Below are 19,494 nucleotides of genomic sequence, written 5' to 3' on the forward strand. Positions count from 1 at the left end.
TCAGAGTCCCCAGGCAATCAGTTGTTCGGCCAGCATCAGGTACAGCGGGATGCCAATCAGGATATTGAAGGGGAAGCTGATCCCCAGGGAGGCGGTCAGCGATAGCGACGGATTGGCTGCGGGCAAGGCCAGGCGCATGGCTGCCGGAACGGCAATATAGGAGGCGCTGGCCGCCAGGGTCGCGAGCACGGTGGTGCCACCCAGCGACAGGCCCATCAGGCGTGCCAGCAAGGCGCCGATCAGGGCGCCGAGCAACGGCATCAGCAGGGCGAAACCAAGCAGGCGCAAACCGAACTGCTTGAGCGCGCCAAGCTGACCGGAGGCGATCAGGCCCATCTCCAGCAGGAAGAACGCCAGCACCGGCTTGAACATGCTGGTGTACAGCGGCTCCAGCGGCTTGATTGCCTCCTTGCCGGCCACTGCGCCGATGATCAGGCCGCCGAGCAGCAGCATGATGCTCTTGCCGAGGAAGATCTCCCGGCCCAGCTCGCGCCAGTCGGTATCGCGGGCCAGGCCCTTGGCCAGCAGGATGCCGACCAGAATCGCCGGAATCTCCAGGATCGCCACGAACAATGGCATGTAGCTCTCGAACTCGATGCCACGGGCCAGCATGAACGCCACGACCACGGCGAAAGTACCGGCGCTCACCGAGCCATAATGCGCCGCCACCGCCGCCGCATTGACCCGGTCGAAATTCAGGGCGCGCAGCACAGCAAAGGCCAGCACCGGCAACACCACGCCCAAGCCCAGCACCAGCGCCGCCTGGCCGAGCAGCTGCAGGCTGGCCTGCTCCGCCAACTCGACGCCGCCATGCAAGCCGATGGCCAGCAGCAGGACGATGGACAGGGTTTCATAGAGCGCCGGCGGCAGCTTCAGCTCGCTCTTCAACAGACCGGCACACAGACCGAAAAGAAAAAACAGCACCACCGGGTCAAGCCCCATTACCGCCTCCATCGCCCATGACTGTCCGGCGTTCAGTTAAAAAAAGGGAGCCTTGCGGCCCCCCGAGGGAAAAAGTTGCGGCGCCTTGAAGCCATCCCGCGATGGCGTTCACTGCTGCGCCTTTACTCGATCTCGATCAGCACCTCGCCTGGATTGACCCGGTCGCCCTTGACCACATTCACCGCCTTTACCGTCCCGGCGATCGGCGCCTGCACCTCGGTCTCCATTTTCATCGCCTCGCTGATCAACACCGCCTGCCCGGCTTTCACCGTATCGCCTTCCGCGACCAGCACATCGACGACATTGCCCGGCATGCTGGTGCTGACGTCACCCGGCGCACTGGCCTGCTTGCGCTTGCCACTGGCGCCCGCGCCCGCGACGAAGTCGTTGAGCGGCTCGAACACCACCTCTTCCGGCATGCCGTCGATGGACAGGTAGAAGTGACGCTTGCCCTCGCCCTTGACGCCGACGCCGGTGATGTCGACCCGGTAGCTTTCGCCGTGCACGTCGATAACGAACTCGGTCGGCACCCCGGCGCCCCCGGCAGTGGCCACGCCACCACCCTCGGGGATCGGCAGCAGCGGTTCCGCCCTGAGGGTGCCGGCTTCGCGCTCCTCGAGGAACTTACGGCCGATGTCGGGGAACATGGCATAAGTCAGCACGTCCTCTTCGGACCTGGCCAGCAGGTTGATCTCTTCGCGCAGCTTGGCCATTTCCGGCTTGAGCAAATCGGCCGGGCGCACGTCGATCACTTCTTCGCTGCCGATCGCCTGCTTGCGCAGTTGCTCGTTGATCTTGCCTGGCGCCAGGCCGTAACGGCCCTGCAGGTAGAGCTTCACCTCGTTGGTGATGGTCTTGTAGCGCTCGCCAGCCAGCACGTTGAACACCGCCTGGGTGCCGACGATCTGTGACGTCGGGGTCACCAGCGGCGGATAACCGAGGTCTTCGCGGACCCGCGGAATCTCCGCGAAGACCTCGTTGATCCGATGCAGCGCGCCCTGTTCCTTGAGCTGGTTGGCCAGGTTGGACATCATCCCGCCCGGCACCTGGTTGACCTGCACGCGGGTATCCACCGCGGTGAATTCGCTCTCGAACTGGTGGTACTTCTTGCGCACGGCATAGAAGTACAAGCCGATCTCCTGCAGCAGCTCCAGGTCCAGGCCGGTGTCGTATTCGCTGCCCTTGAGCGCGGCGACCATCGACTCGGTACCCGGATGGCTGGTGCCCCAGGCGAAGCTGGAGATGGCGGTGTCGATATGCTCGGCACCCGCCTCAACGGCCTTGAGCTGGCACATCGCGCCCATGCCCGAGGTGTCATGGCTGTGGATGAACACCGGCAGGTCGACCTCGGCCTTCAGCGCCTGGACCAGCTCGAAAGTGGCATAGGGGGTGAGCAGGCCGGCCATGTCCTTGAGCGCCACCGAGTCGACGCCCATGGCCTGCATGGCCTTGGCCTGGGCGACAAAGGCCTCGACCGTGTGCACCGGGCTGGTGGTGTAGGCGATGGTGCCCTGGGCATGCTTGCCGGCGGCCTTCACCGCCGCGATGGCGACGCGCAGGTTACGCACGTCGTTCATCGCGTCGAAGATGCGGAACACATCGATGCCGTTGGCCGCCGCCTTGGCGACGAAGGCCTTGACCACGTCGTCGCTATAGTGGCGATAGCCGAGCAGGTTCTGCCCACGCAAGAGCATCTGCAGGCGGGTATTGGGCAGCGCCTTGCGCAGTTCGCGCAACCGGGTCCAGGGGTCTTCCTTGAGGAAGCGCACACAGGCGTCGAAGGTCGCGCCGCCCCAGACTTCCAGCGACCAGTAACCAACCTGGTCGAGCTTGTCGCAGATCGGCAGCATGTCGTCCAGACGCATGCGCGTGGCCAGCAGCGACTGGTGAGCGTCACGCAGGATGGTGTCGGTGACGGCGATGCGTTTCGGCTGGTGGGTCTTGCTCATCTTGGTTCTCCTGACGCCCGGATCGGATCCGTGGCTGCAACTGCCGGACTGGGTCCGAGCTACGATTCGTTAGAGCCCGGCGTGGGCGGCGATGGCGGCGGCGACGGCCAGTGCCAGCTCTTCGGGCTTGCGCTTGATCGAGTACTGGGTCAGTTCCGGGTGGCTTTCGACGAAGCTGGTGTTGAACTGGCCGCTACGAAATTCCGGGTTGCGCAGGATTTCCTGGTAATAGGCCGCGGTGGTCTTCACCCCCTGCAGGCGCATGTCGTCCAGGGCGCGCAGACCGCGGTCCATCGCCTCTTCCCAGGTCAGCGCCCAGACCACCAGCTTCAAACACATCGAGTCGTAGTAGGGCGGAATGGTGTAGCCGGTGTAGATCGCCGTGTCGGTGCGCACGCCGGGGCCGCCGGGCGCGTAGTAGCGGGTGATCTTGCCGAAGCTGGGCAGGAAGTTGTTCTTCGGATCCTCGGCGTTGATGCGGAACTGCAGGGCGAAGCCCCGGTGGATGATGTCTTCCTGCTTGACCGACAGCGGCAGGCCGGAGGCGATGCGGATCTGCTCGCGGACGATATCGATGCCGGTGATTTCTTCGGTGATGGTGTGCTCCACCTGCACCCGGGTGTTCATCTCCATGAAGTACACCTCGCCCTCGGCCAGCAAGAACTCCACGGTACCGGCGTTCTCATAGCCCACCGCCTTGGCTGCGCGCACCGACAGGTCACCGATATAGGCGCGCTGCTCAGGAGTCAGCTGCGGACTGGGAGCGATCTCGATGAGCTTCTGGTTGCGCCGCTGGATCGAGCAGTCGCGCTCGTACAGGTGCACCACATTGCCGAAGCTGTCACCGAGAATCTGCGCCTCGATATGCTTGGGATTGACGATGCACTTTTCCAGAAAGACTTCAGCCGAGCCGAACGCCTTGGTTGCTTCGGAGATCACCCGGGGGAAGGCCTGCTCCAGCTCTTCGCGCGAGTTGCAGCGGCGGATACCACGACCGCCGCCACCAGAGGTGGCCTTGAGCATCACCGGGTAACCGATACGCTCCCCTTCGGCCAGGGCCTCGGTAATATCGGCGACGTTGCCTTCGGTGCCGGGGGTGACCGGCACGCCTGCCTTGATCATGCTGCGCCGCGCTTCGGTCTTGTCGCCCATGCGGCGGATCACCTCGGCGGACGGCCCGATGAACTTGATCCCGCGCTCGGCGCAGATCTCCGCCAGCTCGGCATTCTCGGAAAGAAAGCCGTAACCGGGATGCAGAGCATCGCAGCCGGTTTCCACCGCCAGATTGACCAGTTTGCGCGGGTTCAGGTAACCGGCCAGGGGATCGTCACCAATGCCATGGGCCTCATCGGCACGCTTGACGTGCAGGGCCATGCGGTCGGCGTCGGAGTAGATGGCCACCGAGCGAATGCCCATTTCGGCGCAGGCGCGCACGATACGGACGGCGATCTCGCCGCGGTTGGCAATCAGGATTTTCTTGATCACGCGTGCTTCCTCGACCCAGGGGACAGACAGACAGTCGTTAGTGACAACTACCCATTCACCCTACGCTCGCGTGCTGGATAATCGAAATCAATAATAATTTGCTTGGCCATAAGTCATAGCTTATACACTCGACTGAAAGCTCCGCCGCAAGGCTTAATCCAGCAGTCCGCCGAACGAGGTACCCCGTGCGCAAATCCATGATGCGCATCACCCTGCGCCAACTTCAGGTGTTCCGCTCGGTGTGCCAGCAGCGCTCCTACAGCCGCGCCGCCGAAGACATGTCACTGACCCAGCCGGCAGTCAGCCTGCAAGTCCGCCAGCTGGAAGAGCTGCTCGGCCAGCCGCTGTTCGACTACGTCGGCAAGAAGCTCTACCTGACCGACGCCGCCGAGGCCCTGCAACGGGCCAGCGCGGATATTTTTGGGCGCCTGGAAAGCCTCGACATGCAACTGGGCGACCTACAAGGCTCCCTGCAGGGACAGTTGAGCCTGGCCGTGGAATCCAGCGCCAAATACTTCAGTCCGCACCTGTTCGCCGCTTTTCGCAGCCAGTACCCGGAAGTCAGCTTGCAGCTGGTGGTGACCAATCACGCCCAGGCCCTCAAGCGCCTGAGCGCCAATCGCGATGATTTGCTGATCATGTCCCAGGTGCCGACGGATCTGAATCTGGAGTTCCTGCCCTTCCTCAACAACCCGATCGTCGCGGTGGCACCAGCGACCCACCCGCTATGCCAGCAGGGGCCCCTGACCCTGCAAGACCTCACCGCCTGGCCACTGCTGGTGCGCGAACGCGGCTCGGGTACCCGCCTGGCCGGCGAGGAATATTGCAACCAGAAACGCGCGCACTTCGCCCAGACCCTGGAGGTCGGCTCGACCGAGAGCCAGCTCGAAGGGGTGCTTGCCGGCCTCGGCCTGGCGCTGCTGCCACGCCATGCCGTGCGCCGCGAACTGGCGTGTGGCGCACTGCGCGAGTTGCCGGTGGCGGAACTGCCATTGCTGCGCAGCTGGTGCCTGGTACATCCGCGCGGCAAATACCTGTCGCCGGTAGCCCAGGCGTTCTTCGCCTTCGTGCGCGATCAGCGCAGCCAGATCAACGCCCTGGCTGAACGCTTCGCCGAGCCGGCGCCTGAGCGGCGGTCAGGTAGTTAGCGGCGACCAGCTCCGGGAAATCGATCAATTGCTGCTGCAACTGCCGACGCTCGGCGTAGCTTTCGATGGCGCGGCGGTATTCCATACGCCGCTGATCGAGCAACTTGCGCCGGCTTTTCGCATCAGTGCTGACGTGTGACTGCGCTTCATCTAAATAACGAGGCATATCAGGTCTCCCAGGCTGAATAACGGGAGTTACAGAGTCCGCCTGGGATATGACGCTTTGAGGGCAAGACGATGAAGTTGCGATGAACCCGGGCCCCTGCAGCCCATGCCGGGGACCCGCCGCGGCACTGCAGGTGGAGAACTGCAGAACTCGCTCATCGAAACAGGGACGGAGCGCTAGTCCTCGTGCAGCTTCACCGACTTGGGCGACAGGCGCAGGCTGCGCAAGCTGCGCTTGACGCTCTTCAGGTGGTTGACCAGGCTCGGCCCGCGGGCCATGGCCACGCCCATGGCCAACACATCGATCACCACCAGGTGGGCAATGCGCGAGGTCAGCGGGGTATAAATCTCGGTGTCTTCCTGCACGTCGATGGCCAGGTTGACCGTAGCCAGGTCGGCCAGCGGGGTCTGGCTGGGGCACAGGGTGATCAGGGTCGCGCCGCTTTCACGCACCAGGTTGGCGGTGATCAGCAGGTCCTTGGAGCGGCCAGACTGGGAGATGCAGATGGCCACATCGGTCGGTTTCAGGGTCACCGCGCTCATCGCCTGCATGTGCGGGTCGGAGTAGGCAGCGGCCGTCAGCAGCAGGCGGAAAAACTTGTGCTGGGCATCCGCCGCCACCGCCCCGGAGGCGCCGAACCCATAGAACTCCACGCGCTGGGCCTGAGCACAGGCGGCAATGGCACGCTGCAAAGCCTTCGGGTCGAGATTCTCGCGCACCTCGATCAGGGTGTGCAGGGTGGTGTCGAAGATCTTCAGGCTGAAGTCGGTGACCGAGTCGTCTTCATGGATTGCGAACTGGCCAAAGCTGGCGCCAGCGGCCAGGCTCTGTGCCAGTTTCAACTTCAAGTCCTGGAAACCGCTGCAGCCGATAGCACGACAGAAACGCACGATGGTTGGCTCGCTGATGCCGACGCTGTGGGCCAGGTCGGCCATGGAACTGTGCATCACCGCGGCCGGGTCGAGCAGCACATGGTCGGCCACTTTGAGTTCCGACTTGCGTAACAGATGGCGCGACTGGGCGATGTGCTGCAACAAATTCACGGGCATGGGCTCGGGTTGAAATATGACGAATACGTTGTGCCATCTTCATCCGAGAGAGGACTCGGTTATGATCGGGGCACGCCGTGGGTGTAGTGACTTTGTAGTTATACTACATGGTCGACGCCCCCGCACGGCTAAACCGAGTCGGAGTTCCCGCTTTGAGCATTCCCTGCGACATGCTGGTCTTTGGCGGTACGGGCGACCTGGCCCTGCACAAGCTGCTGCCAGCGCTCTACCACCTGCACCGCGTCGGTCGGCTGCACACCGACATGCGCATCCTCGCCCTGGCGCGCAGCCAGCACAGCCGCGCCGCCTACCAGGCCCTTGCCGAACGCCGCTGTCGCGCCCAAGTGGCGCGCGCCGACTTCGACAACGAGACCTGGCAGGACTTCGCCGCACGCCTCGACTACTTCGCCATGGATGCTAGCCAGAGCGCCGATTTCGGCCGCCTGGCCAAGCACCTGGGCGCCGCCGACGAGCGCGTGCGGGTCTACTACCTCGCCACCGCCCCCGACCTGTTCGAAGACATCGCCTCGCACCTGCAGATCGCCGGCCTGGCCGGGCCCCATGCGCGCATCGTGCTGGAAAAACCGATCGGCCACTCGCTGCCGTCGGCGCAGGCGATCAACGCGGCGATCGGAGCGGTATTTGACGAGTCGCGGGTCTTTCGCATCGATCACTACCTGGGCAAGGAAACCGTGCAGAACCTGATGGCGCTGCGCTTCGCCAACGCCCTGTTCGAGCCAGTGTGGCGCGCCGGGCACATCGACCACGTGCAGATCAGCGTGTGCGAGACCCTCGGCGTGGAAAATCGCGGCGCCTACTACGACAACGCCGGCGCCATGCGCGACATGATCCAGAACCACCTGCTGCAACTGCTCTGCCTGGTGGCCATGGAAGCGCCGGTGCGCTTCGATGCCGAGGCGGTGCGCAACGAGAAGGTCAAGGTGCTCGAGGCACTGAGACCCATCTCCGGTCTCGACGTGCGCGACAAGACCGTGCGCGGCCAGTACAGCGCCGGCAAGATTGGCGGGCAGGAAGTACCGGCTTACTACTTCGAGAAGAATGTCGACAACGACAGCGATACCGAGACCTTCGTCGCCCTCCAGGTGGAGATCGAGAACTGGCGCTGGGCCGGCGTGCCCTTCTACCTGCGCACCGGCAAGCGCCTGGCGAAGAAAACCTCCGAGATCCTTATCCAGTTCAAGCCGGTGCCGCATCAGCTGTTCGGCAACGGCGAGGCCAATCGCCTGCTGATCCGCCTGCAACCGGAGGAGTGCATCAGCCTGCAACTGATGGCCAAGAACCCCGGCAAGGGCATGCACCTGGCGCCAGTCGAACTGGACCTCAACCTGGCCCAGGCGTTTCGCCAGAAGCGCCGCTGGGACGCCTACGAGCGCCTGCTGCTGGACGTGATCGAAGGCGACTCGACACTGTTCATGCGCCGCGACGAAGTCGAAGCGGCCTGGAGCTGGATCGATCCGATCATCAATGGCTGGCAGCAACACCACCAGAGCCCGCGACCCTATCCGGCCGGCAGCAGCGGGCCGGAGCAAGCCAACCTGCTGCTGGAACTGGCGGGACGCAAGTGGATGGAGTGAACGGACGCATGCGGCCTTGACCCGCCGAAGATGCCGTGTGGGAGTCAGGCGGGTGGCGCTGTGGCATTGCCACCCAGCGGGGCGTGGCTTACTTCAGTGAACTCAGGAAGCTGATCAGGTAATCCTGTTCTGCCGGATCGGTGATGGAGACATGACGCATGCGGGTGCCCGGAACCAACGCCTCGTTGTCGCTGATCCACTTGCGCAGGTTGTCTTCACTCCAGGTGATCCCCGAAGCCTGCATGGCTTTCGAGTAGGCGAAACGGGGCACGGAAGCCGCCGGACGACCCACCACACCAAACAGGCTGGGGCCGAAGGCGTTCTCGCTGGTATCCAGCGAGTGGCACGCCGTGCAGTGGTGGCTGAACAGCTGGCGGCCGGCCGCTTCCATGCCGCCCTCTGCTGCCTGGACCAACGGGGCCGCAGCCAAAGCGGTGCATAACAACGCCAATGATGATGACAGACGCATTTTCATTCTGTAATTCCCTCTCTGATGACTAGGCAATAACAGTATATTTTGTAGGCCTTTTGTACGGCTCTTGTACAAAAGCCGCAATTGCATGGCACCAAAGTACTTTTCTGGAGCAAGCCAGGGACGGCGCCCGATTGCGCGAGGGCGCCCTGGAGGGAAGGGTGGGGGCGCGCGCAGGTGCAGGAGCCAATAGGCTGGCTCCCGGGTCACCTCAGCGAGCGTCGGCCTGGTCGCGCAGCAACTGGGCGAATTGCTCCGCCGGCACCGGTTTGCTGATCAGGTAGCCCTGAATCTCGTCGCACTGCTGGGCCTTGAGGAAGTCCATCTGCGCCTGGGTTTCCACGCCCTCGGCGACCACCTTCAACTCCAGGCTATGGGCCATGACAATGATCGCGCGGGTAATCGCCGCATCCTCGCCTCCGAGCGCCAGATCGCGGATGAAGGTCTGGTCGATCTTCACGTAGTCCACCGGGAAACGCTTGAGGTAGCTGAGCGAGGAGTAACCGGTGCCAAAGTCGTCGATCGCCAGTTTCACCCCCAGATCACGCAGCTGCTGGAAGGTGCTGATGACGCTTTCGACGTTGTCGAGCAACTGACTCTCGGTCAACTCGAGTTCGAGAAACTGGGGCGCCAGGCCGGTTTCGTCGAGCACCTGGCGCACCAGGCTGGTCAGTTTGCCCTGGCGCAACTGATGCACCGATAGGTTCACCGACACACGGATCTGCGCCAGGCCCTGCAGCTGCCAGTCCCGCGCTTGCTGACATGCGCGGCGCAGGACGAACTCGCCGATCGGCGCGATCAGCCCGGTCTCCTCGGCCAGGCCGATGAAATCCCCCGGAGGCACCAGGCCGCGCTCCGGATGGCGCCAGCGCACCAGTGCCTCGGCGGCATTCAGACTGTCGTCGGCCAGGCACAGCTTGGGCTGATAGAACACCTCCAGCTGGTGCTCGTCGATCGCCTTGCGCAGCTGGGTTTCCAGCTGCAGGCGCTCCAGGGTGCAGGCCTGCAGGTTGTCGGTGAAGAACTGGAAGGTATTGCCGCCCAGGTGCTTGGCGTGCTGCATGGCCATGTCGGCCTGGCTGACCAGGGTGGAGATCTCCCGCGCGTTGTCCGGCAGCAGGCTGATGCCCAGGGAGGCACTGACCACCAGCTCCTGGCCGCCGACGGTCATCGGCAGGCGCAACTTGGCCAGCAGGCGGCTGGCCATGCGCGCCAGGGTCGAGAGGCTGCCATAGGAATCAAGCAACACGGCGAATTCATCGCCGGACAGACGCGCAATGGTGTCGGCCTCGGGCATTGCCTGGCTCAGGCGCCGGCTCATCTGCCGCAGCAATTGGTCGGCCACTTCATGGCCCAGGCTGTCGTTGAGCCACTTGAATCGATCCAGGTCGACATGCAACAGGGCCAGGCCGCGCCCGCTCTGCCGCGAACGCTGACTGGCCTCGTGCAAGCGAGACTTGAACAGGCTGCGGTTGGCCAGGCCGGTGAGTTCGTCGTAGTGCGACAGATAGCGCAGACGCTCCTCGGCCTCGCGCCGCGACGACAGGTCGGCAAAGAACCCGACGATATGACTGACCAGCCCGCGCACATCGCGCACCACCTTGAGCTGCAGCAGTTGCGGGTAGAGTTCGCCGTTCTTGCGCGTCTCGATCAATTCGCCTTGCCAGTGGTCGCCGCGCTCCAGCTCCAGGCGGATCAGCTGATATTGGTGACGCGTGTCGCGGCTGCTGATCAGGCTGGCGACACTCTTGCCGAGCACATCTTCCTGGCGATAGCCGGTGACCTGGCTGAATGCCTGGTTGACCGCCAGCAGGCGGTAATCCGGATCGAGAATGACGATGCCTTCGCTGGCCGCCTCGAACACCGTAGCGGCCAGCCGCTGCTGCTCTTCCTGCTGCTTGCGCGAGGTGATGGTGCGCCGCGTACCGAGCATGCGCAGCACCCGGCCCTGGGCATCGCGCTCCACTGCGCGGCCGCGATCCTCGACCCAGACCCAGTGGCCATCGGCATGTTTGACCCGGTATTCGATCTGATAACCGTCGCTGCGACCTTTCATGTGCTCGACCAGGGTCCGGCGCAGCAACGGCAGATCGTCCGGGTGCAGGCGCGGCTTGAGGTCGCGCAACATGGCCTGCACCGCCTCGGGTTCGAGACCGAAGATTTCCTTGAGCTGCGAGTGGTGCACTTCATCGCTCTGCAGATTCCAGTCCCACAGTCCCAGCTCGCTGGCCTCCAGGGCCAGGGCCAGGCGCGCCTCGCTCTTGCTCAGGGCGTGGGTGGCGTCATCCAGCTCCAGGGTGCGTTCGGCCACGCGCATTTCCAGCTCATCATGGGCCGTGCGCAACTTGCCTTCGGCCCGGCGGCGCTGCTCGACTTCGCGGGCCAACTCGTCATTGAGTGCCTCGGCCTGATGCCGGGCGTGTTCCAGACGGCCTATCAGCCCCTGATTCTGGAAGCGCTGCAACAGGCTGCGCAGCACCAGGCGGTTGACCTGCCAGGCCACCACCAACAGGGCCACCAGCAGGATGCCACCGAGCATGCCCCAGCTGCGCTGCAGGCTGTGCTCGCTGAGCAGCAAATACGCCACAGAAGGCAGCAGGCAGGGCAAGGCGAAGGTCAGGAACGCCGACAGGCTGACGGCATAGGCCACGCTGGCGGACAGGATCGCCGCGGCGATCAGGCCGTAGACCAGACCCTGCTGGTAGAACACATCGGCCGGCACCAGGGCGATGGCGGCGAAGGCCAGGGTCAGACCCGAGGCACCGGCGCCAAACAGGAAGTTGCGCCGCCAGTGCGCTTGCACCTGGAGGCTCGGTTCGGCGCGATTGAAGGCGCTGACCTGAAGCAGGCGCAGAACGGCCAGCAACACCAGCCAGATCAGCCAGCCGGAGAGCAGGACACGGCTCTGCGGCGCCCAGAGCAAATAGGCGCAGGCCAGGCCATTGAGCAGCATGAATAGCGTAGGCACCCACGAGCCCTGATACAGCAGGCGGGTACGTTCGATGGCGATATCCGTGGCGAATTGCTGACGAATCTCGTGTGCACTGTCCGGCGTCAGTTCGGCAGCGGCGCTAGCGGTCTGGGTCATAGGCTATTTTCTTGTAATGGGTGCCTAGGTCGGCGGAGCATACCCGAGCTAGACGCATCGCCCAACAATCATCGGTGCAAAATGATAGGCCCATCAAGCAACTTGGCACGTCCAGAATGACCTGCGACATCCACCCGGCAAGGTGACTTACCGGTCGTCCACGGCCCCCCGTGTAATCACGCGCGGCTTCGCCGGTTTGCCCTCGTTGTCGCCGCCGCCTAGAATGCCGCGATGCAAAATGACCCCGAACTCCTGATCGCTTCTCTCAACGATGCCCAGCGCCAAGCCGTAGCGGCCAGCCTGGGCCGTCAACTGGTACTGGCCGGCGCCGGCTCCGGCAAAACCCGGGTGCTGGTGCACCGTATCGCCTGGCTGATCCAGATCGAAAACGCTTCGCCACACAGCGTCCTCTCGGTGACCTTCACCAACAAGGCCGCCGCCGAGATGCGTGCGCGCATCGAACAGATGCTCGGCGTCAATCCGGCCGGCATGTGGGTCGGCACCTTCCACGGCCTGGCTCACCGATTGCTGCGCGCGCACTGGCAGGAAGCCGGTCTGGCGGAGAACTTCCAGATCCTCGATTCCGACGATCAACAGCGCCTGGTCAAGCGGGTGATCCGCGAACTGGGCCTGGACGAGCAGCGCTGGCCGGTCAAGCAGGCGCAATGGTTCATCAACGGGCAGAAGGACGAAGGCCTGCGGCCGAAGAACATCCAGCCCGGTGGCGACCTGTTCCTCGCCACCATGCTGAAGATCTACGAGGCCTACGAGGCGGCCTGCGCCCGTGCCGGGGTGATCGACTTCTCCGAACTGCTGCTGCGCGCCCTTGACCTGTGGCGCGACAAGCCGGGCCTGCTCGAGCATTACCAGCGACGCTTCCGGCATGTTCTGGTGGACGAATTCCAGGACACCAACGCTGTGCAGTACGCCTGGTTGCGCCTGCTGGCCCAGGGCGGCGACAGCCTGATGGTGGTCGGTGACGATGATCAGTCGATCTACGGCTGGCGCGGGGCCAAGATCGAGAATATCCACCAGTACAGCCGCGACTTCCCGGACGCCGAAACCATCCGTCTGGAGCAGAACTACCGCTCCAGCGCCGGCATCCTCAAGGCCGCCAACGCGCTGATCGCCAATAACCAGGGCCGCCTGGGCAAGGAACTGTGGACCGAAGACGGCGACGGCGAGCCGATCAGCCTGTATTCGGCGTTCAACGAGCACGACGAGGCTCGCTACGTGGTCGAGTCGATCGAGGACGCCCTGCGCAAGGACGGCCTCAAGCGCAGTGAAATCGCCATCCTCTACCGCTCCAACGCCCAGTCGCGGGTGCTCGAAGAAGCCCTGCTGCGCGAGAAGATTCCCTACCGCATCTATGGCGGCCAGCGCTTCTTCGAACGCGCCGAGATCAAGAACGCCATGGCCTATATGCGCCTGCTCGACGGCCGCGGCAACGATGCGGCGCTGGAGCGGGTGATCAACGTGCCGGCCCGTGGCATTGGCGAGAAGAGTGTCGAAACGATCCGCGCCTACGCCCGTGAACATGATGTGGCGATGTGGGAGGCGATTCGCTTGATGGTCGCCAACAAGGCGCTGCCGGCCCGCGCGTCCGGCGCCCTGGCCGGCTTTGTCGAGCTGATCGAGAACCTCTCGGCCAAGGTGCTGGAAATGCCGCTGCACCTGATGACCCAGACCGTGATCGAGCAGAGCGGGCTGATCGCCTACCACCAGGCCGAGAAAGGCGAAAAAGCCCAGGCGCGGATCGAGAACCTGGAGGAACTGGTCAGCGCCGCACGCGCCTTTGACCATGACGGCGACGAGGAGTTGAGTCCGCTGCAGGCCTTCCTCGGCCATGCCTCGCTGGAGGCCGGCGACACCCAGGCCGCGGAAAACGAAGACAGCATCCAGCTGATGACCCTGCACAGCTCCAAGGGCCTGGAGTTTCCCCAGGTGTTCCTGGTGGGCATGGAAGAAGGCCTGTTTCCGCACAAGATGAGCCTGGAAGAACCCGGCCGGCTCGAGGAAGAACGCCGCCTGGCCTATGTCGGCATCACCCGCGCCATGCACAAGCTGGTGATCAGTTACGCTGAAGTCCGCCGTTTGTATGGCAATGAAACGCGTAACTCGATCTCGCGCTTCGTCCGCGAGATTCCACCGCAACTGATCCAGGAAGTACGCCTGTCCAATAGCGTCAGCCGGCCCTTCACCGCCAACAGCCGCAACATGAGCGGCAGCAGCATGTTCGCCGGTAGCGCCGTACCGGACACCGCGTTCAGCCTTGGCCAACGGGTGCAGCATGCGCTGTTCGGCGAGGGCACCATCCTCAATTTCGAGGGCTCGGGCGCCCAGGCGCGGGTGCAGGTGAATTTCGAGAGCGAAGGCAGCAAATGGCTGATGCTCAGTTACGCCAAGCTGGATGCTTTGTAAGGCAAATTTCCTCGACCGCACACTCAAACAATAAGGACGCCCCGATGAACCGCCGCAACCTCTTAACCGCTGCCGTGGCGCTGCTCGCCACCCTCGGCCTGGCCGGCTGCAAGGACGACAAAGCCAGCACCGAGCAAGCCGCCGTCGAACCGGCGCAGAGCTTCCAGTGGAAGATGGTCACCGCCTGGCCGAAGAACTACCCGGGCCTGGGCACCGCCGCCGAACGTCTGGCCGAGCGGGTCAGCACCATGAGCGCCGGGCGCCTGACCATCAAGGTCTATGCCGGTGGCGAACTGGTGCCGCCGCTGGAGGTGTTCGACGCGGTCTCGCGCGGCACCGCCGAACTGGGCCATGGCGCCGCCTACTACTGGAAAGGCAAGGTGCCGGCTGCGCAGTTCTTCACCGCCGTGCCTTTCGGCCTGTCCACTGCGGAAATGAACGCCTGGCTCAGCCATGGCGGCGGTCAGGCGCTGTGGGACGAGGCCTATGCCCCTTACGGGGTCAAACCGGTGGTGGTGGGCAATACCGGCATGCAGATGGGTGGCTGGTACAACAAGGAGATCAACACCCTGGACGACCTCAAGGGCCTGAAGATCCGCATGCCCGGTCTCGGTGGCGAAGTGCTGTCGCGCCTCGGCGCGACCACCGTCAATCTGCCCGGCGGCGAGGTATTCACCGCCCTGGAGACCAACGCCATCGACGCCACCGACTGGGTCAGCCCCTACAACGACCTGGCCTTCGGCCTGCATAAAGCCGCCAAGTTCTACTACTACCCGGGCTGGCAGGAGCCACAGGCGGTGCTCGAACTGCTGATCAACCAGAAGGCCCTCGACAGCCTGCCGGCCGACCTGCAGGCGATCCTGACCGAGGCCGCCCGCGCCGCCAGCCAGGACATGCTGGACGACTACGTCTACAACAACGCCCTGGCCCTGGAGGAACTCAAGCAACAGGGCACCCTGCTCAAGCGCTTCCCCGATGAAGTGCTCGACGCCCTGCAGCGCGAGTCCGAGGTGGTGCTCGGCGAGCTGGCCGCGCAGAGCGAGCTGAACGGGCGTATCTGGGCCTCGATGAAGGCCTTCCAGGCTCAGGCCAGCGAGATGCATCGGCTGTCCGAGAAGGAACTGTATAACTGGCGCTGAGCCCCTCGGCACCTCGCACAAACGGAGCCCTCTGGCTCCGTTTGTCGTTTGCGCCCTGCGCTTTGCGACTCCCGGCCCATACTCGATGACGAGGTGAGTCGATGAAGAAACCAACCATCAATGCCCCGCAGATTCTCGATGCGGCCCTGCAACTGGCCGATGTCTGTGGCTGGGAGCGCCTGCACCTGTTCGATGTGGCCGCCCAACTCGACACTGACCTGAACACCATCGCCGCCCATTATCGTGACAAGGATCAACTGGTCGACGCCTGGTTCGACCGCGCCGACCGGGCCATGCTGGTGCGCAGCAGCGCCGCCGACCTCGGCGCACTGGAGCCGACCAAGCGCCTGGAGGAACTGCTGGTCGCCTGGCTCGATAGCCTGGCCGCGCACCGCTCGGTGACCGGACAGATGCTGCTGTACAAACTCGAACCCGCGCATCTGCACCTGCAGGTACTCGGCCTGCTGCGCATCAGCCGTACCGTGCAATGGTGGCGCGAAGGTGCCCGGCGGGAAAGCCGCCACCTGCATCGCATCGCCGAGGAAAGCCTGCTGACCGGCGCCTACCTGCGCAGTTTCATCCACTGGTTGCGCCACCCCGGGGAAGACCCTGCCGAGTTCCGCGCCTTCCTGCGCCGGCAACTGCGCTGCGGGCCGCTGCAGATGCTGTTGCGCCGGTAAGTTGCGATGCCGAGGCGATACCGTTGAGCGAAAAGCAAAAGCCCGAAACACTCTATGACTAGCCTTCCGCGCGACTGGCGGGCAAGATGCCGCGCAGCGTTCCAACCACCAAGAGACAGCTAAACATGCAGCGTTTCCTCAGCATTGCCCTGGCCATGTGCCTGAGTGTGGGCCTTACCATGAGTTTCGATGCCGAAGCCAAGCGGTTTGGCGGCGCCAAATCCTTCGGTTCCGCACCTAGCCACCAGACTCGCCAGACCACCTCGCCAACCTCGACCACCGCCAACACGGCAACCACCGCTCGGCAGCCCGCCGCCACCAGCGGCGCCTCGCGCTGGCTCGGCCCATTGGCCGGCCTGGCCGCTGGCGGTCTGCTTGCTTCGATGTTCATGGGTGACGGCTTCGAAGGCCTGCAGATCATGGACATGCTGATCTTCGGCCTTATCGCCTTCCTGCTGTTCCGCTTCCTGGCCTCCCGGCGCAAGCACGCCGGCCCGGTAACCGCCAATGGCGCGCCCATGCAGCGTGAAATGTCTGCCCAGGCTGCACCCGCCTCGATCTTCGGTGGCGCCAGCAGCGCCGCAATCAAACCGGTGATCAATGCCCCGGCCTGGTTCAACGAGCAAAGCTTCGTCAGCGCCGGCCGTGAACACTTCCTCAGCCTGCAGCAGCACTGGGACGCCGACGAAATGGACAAGATCGCCGAGTTCGTCACCCCGCAGTTGCTCGAATTCCTCAAGCGCGAGCGCGCCGACCTCGGCGAGGGCTTCCAATCCACCTACGTCGACAACCTCGACGTTCAACTGGATGGCGTCGACGATCTGAGCGACAAGACCGTCGCTACCCTGACCTTCACCGGCGTAGCGAAAACCTCGCGCTTCGACCAGGGCGAAGCCTTCAGCGAAAGCTGGCGCATGGAGCGCGAAGCCGGTGACAACCAGCCGTGGCTGGTAGCCGGTATCCGCCAGAACGGCTAACGGGCCTCTGGCTTCGCGCAAAACCCGGGCCTGTCCCGGGTTTTGTGTTTGCGCGGGGCCAATCCCTCTTGTCCGGTCAGGCCGGGCAGAGTAAAACCCAACGCGGGAGAGCCTCTTCGCTGCATGGCGCGGGGCTCGCTGTTACTACCCCATCATTGTGCCTTGCTGCTGGAGTCCACCCCGTGGAAGAAGTCATCGAACAACTGCGTGAAATGAACGAACCTGTACCGGTGCCGCTGGAACTTCCGGAAGAAGAAGTGCTGGTGGAGATCGAGGAGCAGATCCTGATCAACCTGCCGTTCGAGCTGCGCGAGTTCCTGCTCAAGGTCAGCGACGTGGTCTACGGCCGCCTCGAGCCGGTCACCGCCACCGACCCGCAATCCCACACCTACCTGCCGGAAGTCGCCTCGGTGGCCTGGTCACTGGGCGTATCACGCGAGCTGGTACCCATCTGCGAGGATCGCGGCAACTACTACTGCGTCGAACTGGACGGCACCGTGGTGCTCTGGGAAGGCGAGACCGGCGAGCTGAGCGAAGATGAAACCTGGGACTCGGTGTGGCACTGGGCGCGCGACGTCTGGCTGGAGAGCTAAGCCCGTCCGGGCCGGGCCAGGCTTGGTATCAACCCTGGCGACTGGCCTCGCCCTGCTCCAGCTCCAGCAGGTTGAGCAGGAACTGACCGAAGAAGCTCAGGTCCTGCTCCGCCGCCGCCCGCGCTGCCTTGCCGTCGCCGGCGCGCAGGGCCCGAAACACATCCTCGTGGAAATCGTTGAGGCGCAGTGACAGGTCGGCCTCGGTGAACAGGCGATTGAAGAAGGGCCCGACCTGCAGCCACAGCGACTCGATCAGGCGCAGCAGCACCGGATTACCGCAGGCCTGGTACAGGTTCAGGTGAAACTGGCTGTTGTCGCTGAGGTAGGCCTGCACGTCGCGCCGCTCGAGGGCGCTTTCCATGCGCGCGATGCACGCCTGCAACCCCGCCAGTTCGGCCGGACCGATCCGCGCGGCGGCCAGCTCCACCGCCAGCCCCTCCAGGCTGATGCGCACCGGCAGCAGCTGCTGGTAGCGCTCGCGGGTCATCGCCGGCACCCGCACCGAGCGCTGCGGCTCGCCCTCCAGCGCGCCCTCGGCGACCAGCCGCTGCAGGGCGGCGCGCACCGGCATCGGGCTGGTGCCCCACTCGGCCGCCAGGTCGCGAATCTTCAGCCGCTCGCCGGGCTGGAAACGCCCGGCCAGCAGGGCCGCGCGGATATTCTGGTAGAGCTGCTCCTGCAGGTTATCGGCCATGGGTCAATGGTTCCCTGGTGCCGGCGGTGCAGGCAGTTGGGCCAGGGTCAGTAGGCAGTTGCGCATGCTGTTCTCCAATGTATTCAACGAAAGCTGAACGCTTCTGCTAGCGGCAGGCTAGGCGCAGGGGTGCTTGAAAAGCGGAGTTGACTGCAGTCAATGCGCATTTTCGAGCCCCCCTGCAACAACGCCTGACCGACGCAGAAACGCTCAGGGGGCCTTGTTTTCGATCAGGCAGTTGCCGCCATCGACCACCAGCACCTCGCCGGTAATGTAGCTGGCTTCGGGCGAGGCGAGAAAGGCCACGGCAGCGGCGATTTCCTGCGGGCGGCCGGCCCGGCCCATCGGCGTGTACTCGGCGGCGTGGCGCTCCTCGTCGGTGCTCGATCCGGTGGCGATCCAGCCCGGCGCCACGCTGTTGACCGTGATGCCCTGCTTCGCCACCTCCAGCGCCAGGCCCATGCTCAGCCCGAGCATGCCGGCCTTGGCCGCGCTGTAGGCGGCCTCGCCGGGATTGCTGCCGCGGGTGCCGGTGGTCGAACTGATGTTGACGATGCGTCCGTAGCCGCGCGCCTGCATGCCCGGCAGCAGGGCGCGGGTGAGCAGGAAGGCGCTGGTCAGGTTGCGTGCGATGGACAGGTTCCAGGTCGCCAGGTCCATCGCCGCCACCTCGGCGAACGGCTCCGGGCTGCCCTGCATGGCCATGCCGGCGTTGTTGACCAGGATGTCGACGCGGCCGAACTGAGCCTGCGCCCAGCTCGCCAACTCGGCGACCTGCGCTTCGTCGGTGAGGTCGGCAGCCAGCGCGCGGGCGTCTATACCTTCAGCCTGCAACTCGCGCGCACGCTGCTCGATGCGCGCACTGCTGGCGGTGAGCAGGACGCGCACGCCTTCGCGGCCCAGGCGCCTGGCGATCGCCAGGCCGATGCCGCTGTCGCTACCGGCACCACTGACCAGCGCCACCTGGTCCTGCCAGATCGAATGCGTCTTCATCGCCACTCCTGTGATCACAAATTTGGGGCAATACTAGCAAATATTGCCTTCATGACGATCCATTGACTTATTTGTGATCACAAATAAGAATGTGCAGAAATTC

16 protein-coding genes are annotated in these 19,494 nt (G+C 64.3%); 7 read left to right on the forward strand and 9 right to left on the reverse strand.

Annotation, left to right across the window (positions count from 1 at the left end):
* From LJY18_RS05715 to LJY18_RS05725, 3 genes are all read right to left on the reverse strand, one after another.
* Positions 1 to 942, reverse strand: a complete 942-nt coding sequence (locus LJY18_RS05715; protein ID WP_238040814.1) for a sodium-dependent bicarbonate transport family permease — start codon at positions 940 to 942, stop codon at positions 1 to 3.
* Positions 943 to 1,064: 122 nt separating this feature from the next.
* Entirely contained in the window at positions 1,065 to 2,891 is a 1,827-nt protein-coding gene (gene oadA, locus LJY18_RS05720; RefSeq protein ID WP_238040815.1) for a sodium-extruding oxaloacetate decarboxylase subunit alpha, read from the reverse strand.
* 69 nt (positions 2,892 to 2,960) lie between these two features.
* Entirely contained in the window at positions 2,961 to 4,376 is a 1,416-nt protein-coding gene (locus tag LJY18_RS05725; RefSeq protein ID WP_238040816.1) for an acetyl-CoA carboxylase biotin carboxylase subunit, read from the reverse strand.
* Positions 4,377 to 4,561: 185 nt separating this feature from the next.
* Here LJY18_RS05725 and LJY18_RS05730 point away from each other — a divergent pair, with 185 nt between their 5' ends.
* Positions 4,562 to 5,524 carry a LysR family transcriptional regulator gene (locus LJY18_RS05730; protein WP_330872716.1) on the forward strand — a complete coding sequence of 321 codons (963 nt, stop codon included), beginning with the start codon at positions 4,562 to 4,564 and terminating at the stop codon, positions 5,522 to 5,524.
* Here LJY18_RS05730 and LJY18_RS05735 read toward each other — a convergent pair.
* On the reverse strand, positions 5,466 to 5,690 hold the full coding sequence (locus LJY18_RS05735) for a PA3496 family putative envelope integrity protein (protein ID WP_238040817.1): 225 nt from the start codon (positions 5,688 to 5,690) through the stop codon (positions 5,466 to 5,468). The two genes, LJY18_RS05730 and LJY18_RS05735, sit on opposite strands and share 59 nt — an antisense overlap.
* A 176-nt stretch (positions 5,691 to 5,866) precedes the next feature.
* On the reverse strand, positions 5,867 to 6,733 hold the full coding sequence (gene hexR / locus LJY18_RS05740; protein ID WP_238040818.1) for a transcriptional regulator HexR: 867 nt from the start codon (positions 6,731 to 6,733) through the stop codon (positions 5,867 to 5,869).
* Positions 6,734 to 6,846: 113 nt separating this feature from the next.
* Between hexR and zwf the strand changes: the two genes are divergently transcribed.
* Positions 6,847 to 8,334, forward strand: coding sequence for a glucose-6-phosphate dehydrogenase (zwf, locus tag LJY18_RS05745; protein WP_238040819.1), 1,488 nt, complete (start codon positions 6,847 to 6,849; stop codon positions 8,332 to 8,334).
* A gap of 88 nt (positions 8,335 to 8,422) precedes the next feature.
* Here zwf and LJY18_RS05750 read toward each other — a convergent pair whose 3' ends face one another.
* Both LJY18_RS05750 and LJY18_RS05755 read right to left on the reverse strand, forming a co-directional pair.
* Complete coding sequence (locus LJY18_RS05750; protein ID WP_238040820.1) at positions 8,423 to 8,809, reverse strand: c-type cytochrome; 387 nt, start codon at positions 8,807 to 8,809, stop codon at positions 8,423 to 8,425.
* A gap of 208 nt (positions 8,810 to 9,017) precedes the next feature.
* Positions 9,018 to 11,894, reverse strand: a complete 2,877-nt coding sequence (locus tag LJY18_RS05755) for a putative bifunctional diguanylate cyclase/phosphodiesterase (protein ID WP_238040821.1) — start codon at positions 11,892 to 11,894, stop codon at positions 9,018 to 9,020.
* Positions 11,895 to 12,125: 231 nt separating this feature from the next.
* Between LJY18_RS05755 and uvrD the strand changes: the two genes are divergently transcribed.
* The 5 genes from uvrD to LJY18_RS05780 all read left to right on the forward strand — a co-directional run bounded on the left by uvrD (position 12,126) and on the right by LJY18_RS05780 (position 17,704).
* A complete protein-coding gene (gene uvrD / locus LJY18_RS05760) occupies positions 12,126 to 14,315 on the forward strand; it encodes a DNA helicase II (protein ID WP_238040822.1) in 2,190 nt (729 codons plus the stop codon).
* Positions 14,316 to 14,359: 44 nt separating this feature from the next.
* Positions 14,360 to 15,454 carry a TRAP transporter substrate-binding protein gene (locus LJY18_RS05765; protein WP_238040823.1) on the forward strand — a complete coding sequence of 365 codons (1,095 nt, stop codon included), beginning with the start codon at positions 14,360 to 14,362 and terminating at the stop codon, positions 15,452 to 15,454.
* 101 nt (positions 15,455 to 15,555) lie between these two features.
* Positions 15,556 to 16,134 carry a TetR/AcrR family transcriptional regulator gene (locus LJY18_RS05770; protein ID WP_238040824.1) on the forward strand — a complete coding sequence of 193 codons (579 nt, stop codon included), beginning with the start codon at positions 15,556 to 15,558 and terminating at the stop codon, positions 16,132 to 16,134.
* Positions 16,135 to 16,259: 125 nt separating this feature from the next.
* Positions 16,260 to 17,111, forward strand: a complete 852-nt coding sequence (locus LJY18_RS05775) for a Tim44 domain-containing protein (protein ID WP_238040825.1) — start codon at positions 16,260 to 16,262, stop codon at positions 17,109 to 17,111.
* A 182-nt stretch (positions 17,112 to 17,293) separates the two neighbouring features.
* A complete protein-coding gene (locus tag LJY18_RS05780; RefSeq protein ID WP_238040826.1) occupies positions 17,294 to 17,704 on the forward strand; it encodes an SMI1/KNR4 family protein in 411 nt (136 codons plus the stop codon).
* A gap of 28 nt (positions 17,705 to 17,732) precedes the next feature.
* On the opposite strand, the gene LJY18_RS05785 is transcribed toward LJY18_RS05780, so the two are convergent.
* Positions 17,733 to 18,398 carry a GntR family transcriptional regulator gene (locus tag LJY18_RS05785; protein ID WP_238040827.1) on the reverse strand — a complete coding sequence of 222 codons (666 nt, stop codon included), beginning with the start codon at positions 18,396 to 18,398 and terminating at the stop codon, positions 17,733 to 17,735.
* Between the two features lie 210 nt (positions 18,399 to 18,608).
* Positions 18,609 to 19,391 carry an SDR family NAD(P)-dependent oxidoreductase gene (locus tag LJY18_RS05790; RefSeq protein WP_238040828.1) on the reverse strand — a complete coding sequence of 261 codons (783 nt, stop codon included), beginning with the start codon at positions 19,389 to 19,391 and terminating at the stop codon, positions 18,609 to 18,611.
* Positions 19,392 to 19,494: the final 103 nt, after the last annotated feature.

This window comes from Pseudomonas sp. MMS21 TM103, assembly GCF_022132145.1.
Classification (GTDB): domain Bacteria; phylum Pseudomonadota; class Gammaproteobacteria; order Pseudomonadales; family Pseudomonadaceae; genus Aquipseudomonas.